14 protein-coding genes are annotated in these 12,554 nt (G+C 58.9%); 4 read left to right on the top strand and 10 right to left on the bottom strand.

The features are described 5' to 3' along the window. Nucleotides 1-10: 10 nt before the first annotated feature. From nusB to ACR0I8_RS06630, 4 genes are all read right to left on the bottom strand, one after another. Nucleotides 11-493 carry a transcription antitermination factor NusB gene (nusB, locus tag ACR0I8_RS06645; RefSeq protein ID WP_170470223.1) on the bottom strand — a complete coding sequence of 161 codons (483 nt, stop codon included), beginning with the start codon at nt 491-493 and terminating at the stop codon, nt 11-13. After that, nucleotides 490-1,041 carry a 6,7-dimethyl-8-ribityllumazine synthase gene (locus ACR0I8_RS06640; RefSeq protein ID WP_170470226.1) on the bottom strand — a complete coding sequence of 184 codons (552 nt, stop codon included), beginning with the start codon at nt 1,039-1,041 and terminating at the stop codon, nt 490-492. The genes nusB and ACR0I8_RS06640 overlap by 4 nt, the downstream gene beginning before the upstream one ends. A gap of 2 nt (nt 1,042-1,043) precedes the next feature. Next, entirely contained in the window at nt 1,044-2,165 is a 1,122-nt protein-coding gene (gene ribB, locus ACR0I8_RS06635; RefSeq protein WP_170689848.1) for a 3,4-dihydroxy-2-butanone-4-phosphate synthase, read from the bottom strand. 109 nt (nt 2,166-2,274) lie between these two features. After that, nucleotides 2,275-2,862, bottom strand: coding sequence for a riboflavin synthase (locus ACR0I8_RS06630; protein ID WP_170689846.1), 588 nt, complete (start codon nt 2,860-2,862; stop codon nt 2,275-2,277). A gap of 140 nt (nt 2,863-3,002) precedes the next feature. Here ACR0I8_RS06630 and ACR0I8_RS06625 point away from each other — a divergent pair, with 140 nt between their 5' ends. From ACR0I8_RS06625 to ACR0I8_RS06615, 3 genes are all read left to right on the top strand, one after another. Beyond that, a complete protein-coding gene (locus ACR0I8_RS06625; RefSeq protein ID WP_170689845.1) occupies nt 3,003-4,301 on the top strand; it encodes a capsular biosynthesis protein in 1,299 nt (432 codons plus the stop codon). 79 nt (nt 4,302-4,380) lie between these two features. Then, nucleotides 4,381-5,514 (top strand): polysaccharide biosynthesis/export family protein, encoded by a 1,134-nt coding sequence (locus ACR0I8_RS06620; RefSeq protein WP_170689843.1) that lies wholly within the window; start codon nt 4,381-4,383, stop codon nt 5,512-5,514. A 3-nt stretch (nt 5,515-5,517) separates the two neighbouring features. Then, nucleotides 5,518-7,521 carry a capsular polysaccharide export protein, LipB/KpsS family gene (locus ACR0I8_RS06615; protein WP_170689842.1) on the top strand — a complete coding sequence of 668 codons (2,004 nt, stop codon included), beginning with the start codon at nt 5,518-5,520 and terminating at the stop codon, nt 7,519-7,521. On the opposite strand, the gene ribD is transcribed toward ACR0I8_RS06615, so the two are convergent. The 6 genes from ribD to ACR0I8_RS06585 all read right to left on the bottom strand — a co-directional run bounded on the left by ribD (nt 7,518) and on the right by ACR0I8_RS06585 (nt 11,103). Further along, the gene (gene ribD / locus ACR0I8_RS06610) at nt 7,518-8,618 is read right to left on the bottom strand and encodes a bifunctional diaminohydroxyphosphoribosylaminopyrimidine deaminase/5-amino-6-(5-phosphoribosylamino)uracil reductase RibD (protein WP_170689840.1); all 1,101 of its coding nucleotides are present in this window, start codon (nt 8,616-8,618) and stop codon (nt 7,518-7,520) included. The genes ACR0I8_RS06615 and ribD overlap by 4 nt on opposite strands. Further along, a complete protein-coding gene (gene nrdR / locus ACR0I8_RS06605) occupies nt 8,615-9,085 on the bottom strand; it encodes a transcriptional regulator NrdR (RefSeq protein ID WP_170376254.1) in 471 nt (156 codons plus the stop codon). The genes ribD and nrdR overlap by 4 nt, the downstream gene beginning before the upstream one ends. 118 nt (nt 9,086-9,203) lie before the next feature. Continuing rightward, nucleotides 9,204-9,617, bottom strand: a complete 414-nt coding sequence (locus ACR0I8_RS06600) for a secondary thiamine-phosphate synthase enzyme YjbQ (protein WP_170689838.1) — start codon at nt 9,615-9,617, stop codon at nt 9,204-9,206. 25 nt (nt 9,618-9,642) lie between these two features. Next, complete coding sequence (locus tag ACR0I8_RS06595; RefSeq protein WP_170689836.1) at nt 9,643-10,041, bottom strand: hypothetical protein; 399 nt, start codon at nt 10,039-10,041, stop codon at nt 9,643-9,645. 76 nt (nt 10,042-10,117) lie between these two features. Next, the gene (locus ACR0I8_RS06590; protein ID WP_170689834.1) at nt 10,118-10,663 is read right to left on the bottom strand and encodes a DUF4166 domain-containing protein; all 546 of its coding nucleotides are present in this window, start codon (nt 10,661-10,663) and stop codon (nt 10,118-10,120) included. Further along, nucleotides 10,660-11,103, bottom strand: a complete 444-nt coding sequence (locus ACR0I8_RS06585) for a DCC1-like thiol-disulfide oxidoreductase family protein (protein WP_170689833.1) — start codon at nt 11,101-11,103, stop codon at nt 10,660-10,662. The genes ACR0I8_RS06590 and ACR0I8_RS06585 overlap by 4 nt, the downstream gene beginning before the upstream one ends. Before the next feature lie 282 nt (nt 11,104-11,385). On the opposite strand from ACR0I8_RS06585, the gene ACR0I8_RS06580 reads away from it, so the two are divergent. After that, nucleotides 11,386-12,423 (top strand): AraC family transcriptional regulator, encoded by a 1,038-nt coding sequence (locus ACR0I8_RS06580; RefSeq protein WP_170689831.1) that lies wholly within the window; start codon nt 11,386-11,388, stop codon nt 12,421-12,423. Nucleotides 12,424-12,554: the final 131 nt, after the last annotated feature.

Below are 12,554 nucleotides of genomic sequence, written 5' to 3'. Positions count from 1 at the left end.
AGTAAAGGCGTCAGAATGCCTCGGGCTGGGCCTCACGCGCCATGTGGTCCAGCACGGCGTTGACGAATTTCGGCTCTTTGCCTTCGGGAAAGAAGGCGCGCGCAACATCAACGAATTCGGTGATGACCACTTTGGGCGGCGTGTCGCTTTGGGTCAGCTCGGCCCCGGCGGCCCGGAACAGCGCCCGCAGGGTCGGGTCGATGCGTGAGATCGGCCATTTGGCGACCAGAGCGCGGTCTGTCATCTGGTCGATCGGTGCCTGATAGTTCACCGCATTGTCGACCAGCGACCGGAAGACGCTGATGTCGCCGTCCAGCATTTCTTCGCCTTCGTAGACGGCGCCGAACCGGTGATCCAGAAACTCATTTACGACCGCTTCGGTCGTCTGCCCTGATAGCTCCATCTGGAACAGTGCCTGCACGGCGTAAAGCCGGGCGGCGGATTTCATCAGGCGTTTCTGGTTGGCCGGTTTCGGCGCGTCTGTCTGGGTCATGCTGTCGTGGATCCGTTGCTGTCGCCCGCCACAAGGATGGACTCGGACGGCGGCTTGAAACCCACGCCCTTTTTGGAAGAGCCCCACTTACGGCTGAGTGCGATCAGATGCAAGGCCGCAGCGGCCGCTCCGCCACCTTTATTCATCTTTTCGGGATTTGCGCGGACTTCGGCCTGATCGTCATTCTCGACGGTCAGGATGCCATTGCCGATGCAAAGCCCCTGCAGGCCCATCAATTGGATCGCACGACTGGAGTCGTTGCAGACGGTCTCATAGTGTGTGGTCTCGCCGCGAATAACGCAGCCCAGCGCGACATAGCCGTCGAAGTCGCATTGACGATCAGCCATCGCGATAGCGGTTGGGATCTCAAGCGCGCCGGGTACTTCGACAATCTCACAGGTGCCGCCCGCCGCTTCGATCTCGGCCTTCGCGCCTGCGATCAGATTGTCGGCAATCGCGCGGTAGAACGGCGCCGCCACGATCAGCAGCTTCACCGGTTTGTCGAAACTGGGTGTCGGCAGAATGCCATGTTTGTCTTGTTCAGCCATGATCAGTCTTCCTTCAGGATCGGACGGGTGCCAACGATGGACAGCCCAAACGCGTCCAGCCCCAGATAAACGGTTTCGGGCGAGTCGGTCAGCAGGACCAGCTCTTGAATGCCCAGTTTAGAGAGGATCTGAGACCCCAGACCGGTTTGTTTGATCGTCCGCGGGCCTTCATCTTCGGCCGCATAGAGAGAGTTGCGCGGCTGGCGGAACAGACAGACGACCCCCCGGCCTTCTTCCGCGATCTTCTCCATCGCGCGCGGCAATTCACGAGAAGATTTCGGACCGAGGCCCAAGATATCCGGCGCTTCGTGCAGCGCGTGGGTGCGGGTCAGGACAGGCTTGGGCGTCGTGATGTCGCCTTTGATCATGACGACGTGTTCGATGCCGTGAAGCTGATCGGTGAACAGACGCATTTCCCATTCGCCGCCATATTCCGACAAGACCATCTCGCGCGAGGTTTCGACCACGAGGTTATCGTTGCGCGAGCGGTAGGTGATCAGGTCGCTGATCGTACCGATCTTCATGTCATGGGCTTTGGCGAACTCGACGAGATCGGGCAGGCGCGCCATGGTGCCGTCGGGCTTCATGATCTCACAGATCACGCCTGAGGGGTTCAGCCCGGCCAGACGCGAGATATCCACCGCAGCCTCGGTGTGGCCTGCACGGACCAGCACCCCACCCCGCTTGGCGCGCAAGGGGAAGATGTGACCCGGTGTTGCGATATGAGCCATCGTGTTCTGTTCATTGATCGCCGTTGCCACGGTCAGCGCGCGATCAGCGGCGGAAATACCGGTCGACACGCCCTCACGCGCTTCGATGGAAACCGTAAACGCCGTCTCGTGGCGGGAAGAGTTGTTCACCGCCATCATTGGCAGGGCCAGCGCCTCGACCCGTTCAGCCGTCATAGGCAGGCAGATCAACCCGCGCCCATGGGTTGCCATGAAGTTGATCGCCTCGGCATCGGCAAATTCTGCGGCAATGACCAGATCGCCTTCGTTTTCGCGATCTTCGTGATCAACGAGGATATACATCCGGCCCGCGCGGGCCTCTTCGATGATTTCCTCAATCGGGCTGATCGCGTTGCGCAGCTGGGCCTCGACCGGACCGGGGGTTTCAAAGCTCATGGGGCAGCCTTTCACAAGAGCAATTCTGCAAGGCGGGATAGACCACCCCGCATCCAAAAGCCAGAGCACAAACGGCCTTAGCGCGCTCAGACGCGACGTATTCTAACGCTCAGACGGTCTCGGCCAACCGGGCGACGTAGCGGGCGAGAGTGTCGATTTCCAGATTCACCCGATCCCCCACTGCGACGTCACCCCATGTGGTGACCTCTTTGGTGTGGGGGATGAAGTTGATGCCGAAATCGTAGCCCTCGACATCATTCACGGTCAGAGACGTCCCGTTCAACGCAACCGATCCTTTGGGCGCAATGAAACGCGCCAAATCCTTGGGCGCGCGCAAGGTGACCCGAGTGCTGTCACCTTCGTCGCGCAGATCGACAACTTCGGCGACGCCATCCACATGACCCGACACGATGTGACCGCCCAGTTCGTCGCCAACTTTCAACGCCCGCTCAAGGTTGACGCGCTTGCCGAGCGCCCAGTTGTTCAGGTTGGTTTTCGAGACGGTCTCGGCGCTGATCTGAACGTCATACCAATCATCGCCCAGCGCAATCACGGTCAGACAGACACCATCGCTTGCTATCGAGGCGCCAATATCAATCGAGGCCGTGTCATAGCCCGTCTGGATGCGCGCACGCAGGTCGCCTTGCTGGTCCAGCTCGGTCACTGTTCCGATATCGGTCACGATTCCTGTAAACATTCCGTCAACCCTCGCGTTCTACCCTGTCTCAGACTATCAGGGCCGAGGTAAGCTGATCCGCGCCGCCCGGCAAGCCCAACCTTGCGGAGAAACCCTCAGGCGGGCATAGTTTCGACAAGAATATTGGCTAAATCGCGCAGATGCACCACCAAGAACAACACGCTGACCCTCGGGTCTTTCTGTTCCTGCAAGGCCCGCATGGCCCGTTTTTCAACGCGTTGGGCCGGATGCTGCGGGCCTCGGGGGCGCAAACATGGCGCGTTGGCTTCAACGCGGGCGATCAGGCGTTCTGGTTCGACAGGAAAAGCTACATCCCCTATCGCGACGCGCCAGAACACTGGCCCGAGGTGATGCAGGCGCTGATTGCCGAGAAACAGGTGACAGACATCGTTCTATACGGTGACACCCGCCCGATTCACGCAAACGCCGTCAGGATCGCCAAGACACGAGGCATCACCGTGCATGTGTTCGAGGAAGGCTACCTGCGCCCATGGTGGGTCACCTATGAGCGTGGCGGCTCAAACGGCAATTCGCGGCTGATGTCTCTGGATCTGGACCAGATGGCACAGGCACTGTCGCATTCGGGCGCACATTCCCCGCCACCGCCATCCCATTGGGGAGATATGCAACAACACATCTTCTACGGCGCGCTATACCACTGGTTCGTGCTGTTTCTGAACGGGCGATATCGCAATTTCAAACCGCACCGCGCGCTGCCAGTCTCGAAAGAGTTTCGGCTGTATTTCAAGCGCCTTATGCTGATGCCTTTCCACCGACTGCAACGAAGTCTAGCCACGGCACGGGTACGTAGCGGCGCCTTTCCCTATCACCTTGTGCTTTTGCAACTGGGTCATGACAGCTCGGTCCAGTCCCATTCGGAATATTCGGGGATGTGCGCTTTTTTAGAACAAATGATGGAGGGCTTCGCCAAAGGCGCCCCCGCACATCATCATCTGGTCATTAAGGAACATCCGCTTGAGAACCACCGCGAGCCCCTACGTCGACGTGTTCGGGATTTGGCGCTCAAACTCGGGATCAAAGGCCGGGTGCATTACGTCCCCGGCGGCAAACTGGCGAAACTGCTGGACGACGCCAGCTCGGCCGTGACCATCAACTCGACCGCAGGGCAGCAAGTGCTATGGCGCGGCATCCCCTTGCGGATTTTTGGCCGTGCCGTCTATGACAAACCGGAACTTGTGTCACAACAGGAGGTTAGCCGTTTTTTCGCCGCCCCTGAACTACCCGACATTGAGGCCTACCAGTTGTATCGACGATTTTTGTTGGAAACCAGTCAGGTTCCGGGCGGCTACTATTCACGGCGCGGACGTCGGCAATTGCTGCGCCGCGCTGTCGACATGATGCTGAGGGCTGATGATCCCTATCAGGCCATGCTGTCCGACGACGCGACCCCAGAGCCACAGTTGAAAATCGTTGAGTAGACCCGGCCATCCTTCTCTGGAAGTTGTGGCGATAAAAGAGTAGCTTGCCGAAAAACAAGTAGAACTGAGGTTATCGGCAGTGCATCGCTTTCCAATCCGTTGGGTACGGGGGGTCGCCCTTGTGACCTCACTCGTCATACTGAGTGCATGCCAGTTGCCCAAAGCGGGCCCAAACAAGAACGAGATTCTGGCCGGCTCAGTCAATAATGGCGGCAATGCGTTTGTGGTGGAAGTCGATGATCGCGTTTCACGGGCCACGTCATCCGTGCCTCAGTTTGGGTTCTCTTCGTCCTTTACTTCAGCCCCATCGCTGACCGCAGATACTGTGCGCCCAGGTGACGTTTTGGGCCTGACGATCTGGGAGAACGTCGATGACGGTCTGCTGGCTGGCGAAGTCGGTTCCTCGACCGCGCTGGAACAGGTTCAGGTCGATAGTGAAGGCTTCATTTTCGTCCCCTATGCGGGCCGTTTGCGTGCCGCCGGCAACACTCCGGAAGAGTTGCGCGGGTTGATCACGGATGAGTTGGAAGAGCAAACTCCTGACCCTCAGGTCGAAGTACGCCGCCTTGCCGGAGACGGGTCGACCGTTTCGCTGACTGGCACCATCGGCGCTCCTGGTATTTATCCAATCGAAAGACCAACCCGCACTCTGCTTGGCATGCTGTCTCAGGCTGGAGGGGTTTCAGTGGCCTCCGATATCGCACTGGTCACCCTGATCCGAGGCGATCAACGTGGGACAGTCTGGTACGAAGACCTATTCCGAAATCCCAAGCTGGATGTTGCGCTGCGCGGCGGTGACCGCATTCTGGTCGAGGAAGACAGCCGTTCCTATATCGCGCTTGGCGCAACTGGTGGGCAATCGCGCGTCGCCTTCGACAGTCAGGACCTGTCAGCGCTTGAGGCTCTGGCTCAGGTTGGCGGCTTGGTATCCGTCTCATCTGATCCAACCGGTATCTTCGTCCTACGCCGCGAACGTCAGGACATCGCCCGCCAAGTGATGGGCCGTTCCGATCTGCAGGGCGATCAGCGCATGATCTATCTGCTGAACCTGACCGCGCCCAATGGCCTGTTCATTGCGCGTGATTTCGTAATCCGCGACGACGATACAATCTACGTGACTGAAGCACCGTACGCGCAGTGGACAAAGTCGATCTCTCTGATCGCCGGGGGCCTAACGCCGGTCGCGAATGTCGCCACCCTGACCGGCAACTAAACCATGACCCTTGGGGACCCCACCGCAACTGGCGGGGCGCGGTCCCGGGCATTTGTCTACAATGGCGGGTTTCTGACCAACCGGCGCGTCCGGCGCATTCTATCCCTTTCGGGATATGACATCCGGCTGGGCCTGCCCCGACTCGAGGACACCGTTGCCATCTGGGGTGACAGCCCCACGGCCCATCGAGGGAGACGCATCGCTAAGGACCGGGGTACCCCTTTGCTGCGGGTCGAGGACGCCTTTCTAAGATCTCTCCACCCTGGTCGCCAGGGCGAGCCGCCTTTAGGCCTGCTTCTGGATCGCTCGGGCTTACACTTTGATCCAGCTCAACCGTCAGATCTGGAAACGCTTCTAGCGACACATCCGCTGGATGATACCGCGCTTCTGAACCGGGCGCGTGGCGCGATTGAGCGCTTGAAGGAATTGAACCTCAGCAAGTATTCCGCCTTCGACCCCGACGCGCCAATCCCCGACCCCGGCTATGTGCTGGTAGTTGATCAAACAGTCGGTGATGCTTCGGTCACGGCCAGCGCAGGGGATCGTGCCCGATTTCTTGAGATGCTGGTGATCGCGCAGGAAGAAAATCCAGGGATGCCGGTTCTGATCAAGACCCATCCCGAAACACTGGCTGGTCACCGCACCGGGCACTACACCGAGCAAGACCTCTCGGAACGCGTTTCCTTCGTTGCGGAAAACATCAGTCCTTGGCCGCTGTTGGACGGCGCGGTCAGTGTCTATACGCTCTCGTCGCAAATGGGGTTCGAGGCAATTCTCGCCGGTCACAAACCCCGCGTCTTCGGGCAGCCGTTCTATGCCGGCTGGGGTTTAACGCAGGACGAAAACCCCGTTCAACGCAGACAACGTAACCTGACGCGCGCGCAGCTCTTTGCTGCCGCGATGATGCTCTACCCCGTTTGGTATGATCCCTATCGGGACCAGTTGTGTGATCTAGAGGTCGTGCTGGATACGCTTGAGGCACAGACCCGTGCGTGGCGGCAAGACCGCTTGGGATGGACCGCGTCGGGTATGCGGATGTGGAAACGCAAGCACCTGCAAGCCATGTTCGGCCAGCACCAGAAGATACGGTTTTTGCCCTCGCCTCCGGCTTCATCCGCCCGCCCCCATATGGTCTGGGCTAATCAATCCCGAGAGGCCGAGGGTGTCACCCGTATCGAGGATGGCTTTCTCCGCTCACGCGGATTGGGGGCCGATCTTGTGCCGCCCCTGTCGCTGGTGACGGATGATCTGGGTATCTACTACGACCCGACCCAAACCAGCCGATTGGAAGAATGGATATCCAAGCGCGAAACTCTGCGTCCGGATCAGGAGTTCCGGGTTGAGCGGGTGATCTCGGCCCTCGTGTCCGAGGGGTTGAGCAAATACAACACCGGCGGCGCTGCGCCAGCTCTGCCCAAAGGTCACCGCATTTTGGTGCCGGGGCAGGTCGAGGATGACGCGTCTATCCTGTTGGGCACCAGCACCATCCGCACCAATCTGGACCTGCTGCGCGAAGTTCGGGCCGCTAATCCCGATGCCGTTGTGATCTACAAACCCCATCCGGATGTCGAGGCTGGCCTGCGCTCGGGCCAGATCGACGCTGAAGGGCTGGCGGATGTGATCGCGACTGAGACCGACCCGTCAACCTTGCTGTCCGAGGTGCAAGAGGTCTGGACCATGACCTCGCTTCTGGGGTTCGAGGCGCTATTGCGCGGCATTCCGGTGACCAGTTTTGGCGCGCCCTTCTATGCCGGTTGGGGCCTGACCACGGATCTTGGAAGTGTACCGGCCCGTCGCGGCGCACGCCCATCCCTGCTGGGTTTGGTGCATGCCAGCTTGATTGACTATCCCCGCTATCTGGACCCGGTTACCGGCGCGCCCTGCCCCGTCGAGGTCGCCATTGAACGGTTGGCACGGGGTCAGCCCCCCAAACGCGGGCCGCTGAATCGGGCCTGGTCAAAGCTACAGGGTGCTTTTTCCACCCATGCCCATCTCTGGCGACGCTAATGCGTTGTTCGGGCCCAACGGTGCAACACGTCGCCACCGACCGGGCGCGCCTCGATCAACTCGAACCGAGGGGCGCTGTCCAGTTTTTCCAGCCCTAATGCGCCAATCGCCGAAAGTCCCTCGGCGCCGATGGTCAAACCAGCAGTGAAACCGACAAGCTCATCGACCAGATCCTGCGCTAGCAACGACGCCGCTAAAGCCGAGCCGCCTTCGCAGAAAACACTTGTCAGACCTTCCTGGCCCAGCTGTTGCAACAGGTCGCGCGCATCAACCTGATGGTCGTGCAACGCGCATGGTAGCAACTTCGCGCCCAACCCTTCCCACGTGCGGGCGCGCTCGGCGTCGGGATGCGGACCATGACATAGCCAGACAGGTGTTTTTGAGGCCGTGCGTGCCAGTTGCCCCATTAAGGGCAGGTCCAGATGACGCGAGACAACCACGCGCGCCGGCTGACGCTCTATCCCTAGATCCCGAACTGTCAGCGAGGGGTCATCCGCGCGCGCTGTGCCAGCGCCAACCATGACCGCATCGTGTCGGGCGCGCATCGCGTGAACCTCGCGTCGCGCAGTTGATCCGGTGATCCACTGGCTATGTCCGGTTGACGTGGCAATCCGCCCGTCAAAACTGTTGGCCAGTTTTAACGTCACAAACGGACGGCCCTGTTCGGTTTTCAGAAAGAACCCGGCCAGATCACGCTCAGCCTCTTGCGCCAGAACGCCGGTTTCAACCTCGATCCCGGCCTCGCGAAGCATGGCGAAGCCCTGCCCGGAAACCCTAGGATCACTATCTTCGATCGCCGCAACAACGCGGGCCACGCCGGCCGAGATCAGCGCCTCGGCGCAAGGAGGTGTCTTGCCGTAGTGGGCGCAGGGTTCCAGCGAAACATAGGCCGTAGCCCCATTTGCCTGCGCGCCCGCTTGCGCCAAAGCCTCAGGCTCTGCATGGGGACGCCCGCCAGGTTGAGTCCACCCTCGCCCGACAATCCGACCGTCGCGCACGATAACGCACCCGACAGCTGGGTTGGGCCAGCACGACCCTTGACCGCGCCGACCCAAAGACAAAGCCAGCGCCATAAATCGCTTATCTGTTTCGCTCACTCGTCCGTCGAAGGCTGCGGCGGGCGCAGTTCGTGGACAAACTCCTCGAAATCATCGGCCGCCTGGAAATTCTTGTACACACTCGCAAAGCGAACATAGGCGACGGTATCGATCCGCGCCAGAGCTTCCATGACGATCTCACCAATTCTGTTGGACGGAATATCGGTGTCGCCCATGCTTTCCAGACGCCGCACAATACCCGAGATCATCTGATCAATCCGTTCAGGATCAACCGGGCGTTTCTGCATCGAGATACGGATCGAACGTTCCAGCTTGTCGCGGTCAAAATCTTCGCGTTTTCCGTTGGTTTTGATCACCACCAGATCGCGCAACTGAACCCGTTCATAGGTCGTAAAACGCCCTCCGCAGGCAGGGCAAAACCGACGTCGGCGTATCGCAACGTGATCCTCTGCCGGGCGTGAATCTTTCACCTGAGTGTCGATATTTCCGCAAAACGGGCAGCGCATCCGCCGTCTCCTCGTCCCTAGCTGGCCTCTTTTGTAAGCACTTTGGCTTACTTATCCACAACTATAGGGCAGCCGCTAGGATTTGGGTAGTCGGAAATTTGCACCCCAAAATAAAGGGTCAGGACAGATGTGCCGCGACCAGCCGTCGATGTGGGGCGCGGCGGTGTTCAAACAGGTAAATCCCCTGCCAAGTTCCCAAAACCATCCGCCCCTGACGGACGGGGATAGACAAGGAAACCGGCATCATCGCCGCCTTGATATGGGCAGGCATGTCATCCGGCCCTTCATAGGTATGGCGCAAGTAAGTCATTGAGGGATGATCGGACGGAGGCACAAGACGCTCAAAAAACGCATGCAAATCCGTCTGCACCTCGGGGTCTGCGTTCTCTTGCACCAGCAAAGAACAGGAGGTGTGCCTGACGAACAACGTCAGGACACCATCCCGTTCAAGGGAATTAAGCCATTCTGCAATCTGGGACGTGAATTCGTACAAGCCGGGTCCATTGGTCTGGAGCGCGAATTCCGTCTGCATTGCGTTTTGGCCTTTGCTTTAGTTGTTAGAAAATCTGCCGGCGACCGCACCGCGCATTTGCACCCTGCACGGATATGCTGGAGCCGACAACGAAGGGGCCCTGTACGCCACCGGTTTGTGCCGGAGCATCAGCCGGAGGCGGTTTCAGCGAAAACTGAACCGCTGTTACACGCCCAGTTGTTACACTAGGTCCATAGCCGCGCAACACATAGATGGGGTCCTGCCAACCTGCACCAAGGCTGCGGCGCGCGAAATCTGCCGCCTCGCACCAATACCCGTCTGTGTCATCCCGTGTACGGGGAATGACTTCAAAGTCGGTGCTATTGATTGCATTGGCTTGAAAACCCAAACGTGCCGCGTCCACCGTCACCGGAACGCTCAGGGCAAACACCGCCAAAGCGGCGCAATATTGTAACTGTTTCATAATACTCTTTCCTCACTTGCTGCTCCCCTTAGTTTAGAGGTCATCGCGTCCGCGGAAAGCAGGTCTCACAATCATTTCAACCAACTTGCGCCTTACCGTGAAGCGGCGTGAGCCAGCCGTGGTAGCGGATCAGCAATCCCAATCCCGGCATCGAGGCCGCTACATCAAACCGAAAACGCCCCAAACCATCCTGCCATTCACTGGTTGACGATTGCGGCAGCAAAAACTGAGGGAGCGGCACGCCGAAAACCGTCAGGCGATGGATATGAACCTCCAGCCCTTGTTTCGACGCCGCAGGCCTTAGCCAGACCGAAAGCGGCCCGAAACGCTCATGAACATGGCCCGTTTTTGCGTCAAACCTCAGCTCTGACGTCGTTTTGTGCCCCCCAAAGTCTCGCAGCCAGCTGTGGTCTTCATCCTGATTTTGGGTCACCAGTCGAACGGGCACATGCCGGCCTGCAGGGGGAAACCGCCCCAATTTAAGCGCGAGTTGAATGAGAATGCCTTGGCCACGTTCGATATCGCATTCGCCGACATATTCACCCGGCTTGAGATGCAGGTCTCGCACAGATTGGGGCAGAACACTTGGGTCCGCCAAAGCCTGAAGAAACGGATCCGTCACGCGTCAAACCCCTGCTCGGCCAAACGCTCAAGGAGAGCAGCATCCGGCATCATACAGGTATCGTACCGACCGAAAAGAGCATACCGATTTCGAGCGATCGAGAAATACAGCAGGTCTTTCACACCGCTCGGCAGGAACCGCACAAGTGACAACAACGGCCATAACGCCGGCAGCGCACGCATGGCTTCTGCTAAGGCATCAAGGCATTGAAAAACCTTACCATCTACGATCACGAGGTTGGTTTCAAAATCTGTAACGGGCAGATTCAGCGCCTTGTACATCCTTTGACCAAGCGGAGACTGCGCTGTTGCAAACTCAAAGCGTCGGGTTTTGTCGCGTTTCAGCATGAACCGGAAAAAGCCTGAGCACAGAACGCATTCTCCGTCAAAGACGATCAGGTTGCGTCCGTCGAACAGATCGGTTGTGTCAATCCCTGCCATGGCGCCGCTAACTATCCAAGCTTGCACAAACAGCGTGACATAGGGCTACTATGTGGACAATGCGACAAGAAGGGAGGTGTGCCGGGGAACCCGGTGACCGGTTGGTAAGACCGGCGGTGGCTCTGACCTCATCCCCAACAAGGTACTGACCCGGCAACGAAAAGGATATAGGCAGGAAAGACTGACCAGGCTTGTTGCCAGCTGCCAAATCCATTCGAATTTCTGACAGAAAAGCAGTATGCTGGGACGGCCCCGGTCCAGAGAAAGGAAGGCTTCGCTGCGATGAATGTGGATATTGACCGCCTTCACTTTCTGCGCGAGGCGCTCGACGCGCGATTGGAAAAACGGAGCACCCTGGAGGTGCTGGATCGCAGCGGACTTGGCCCGCGGGATCTGCCGGAGGATGCGACCTCCTTTTGCGCCCACAAAGAGGCGCTGTTTGTCCGCTATGCCTGCGACGCTCTGAACGATATCACCTTTGCGGCAAGTGTCGGGCTTGGCGTCACGTCCTCATCGACCTTGACGGCCTACATCAGCAAATACTCACGAGACCTGGAGCAGGTGATTGAAAACACGTCTCATTTCCACGACATGATCGACCCTGCTATCGCCTTCAGCCTGCGGGTTTCGGGGAATTTCGCCGCGTTAGAGGCCCGGTGGAAAGACGCCAGCTTTGCTCGCTATCACCGCCGAACTGAGTTCTTGATGTTTGCCGCCGTCGCCCGAATGCGCAACCTGACACAGACCGATTTCCACCCTATTGAAATCCGTTTTCAGCATGAGGTTGGGGATCATACCCATGCCTTCCAGCAACTGGCAGGTTTTCCGGTTGTCTTCGGCTCCGAAAGCCTTGAGATCGTCCTGTCCCCGGCCTCGCTGAAACTGCCCGTCCCGACTTACGACCCCAGCCTGCGCGCCCATCTACTAGAATACGGGGAACGCGTTCTGGCCGAGCGTCGCTTGCCGAAGCAATTGACTCGCGCCAAGGTCGAAGGGCTGATCACCCGCTCACTGCCGGGCAAAATCCTCAGCGCAGATGATGTCGCGGCAAAACTCGGAATGAGCGCCCGCACCTTTGCCCGCCGGTTGCAAAGCGAAGGCACCAGCTACCGCGACATCACCGAGGATCTACGCTGCGATCTGGCCCAGACCTTCATCACCAATGGAATGAACCTGTCCGAGATCGCTTATTCTCTGGGATACGCCGATCAATCCGCGTTTTCCACGGCGTTCAAGCGTTGGACAGGTCAACCGCCGAGCGCCTTCAAAACGCGGGTCAAACATCCACTGACGCTTGGAAGCCGGGGGTCATCAGCTTAGCCGCCTCGCCCCGGCCCGCCCCATGAGTGGACCATACGGATATAGAAACGGACACGCCACAACACATGTGAAGTCGCGCCAATGTGTTTGACAAATCTGCCAATGTGAACGGTGAAACGAAAAAAGGCGCC

It is taken from the genome of Ruegeria sp. BG9 (assembly GCF_056538305.1).
The sequence above is the reverse complement of the archived record's forward strand: the minus strand, read 5'-3'. Positions and strand labels throughout refer to the sequence as shown.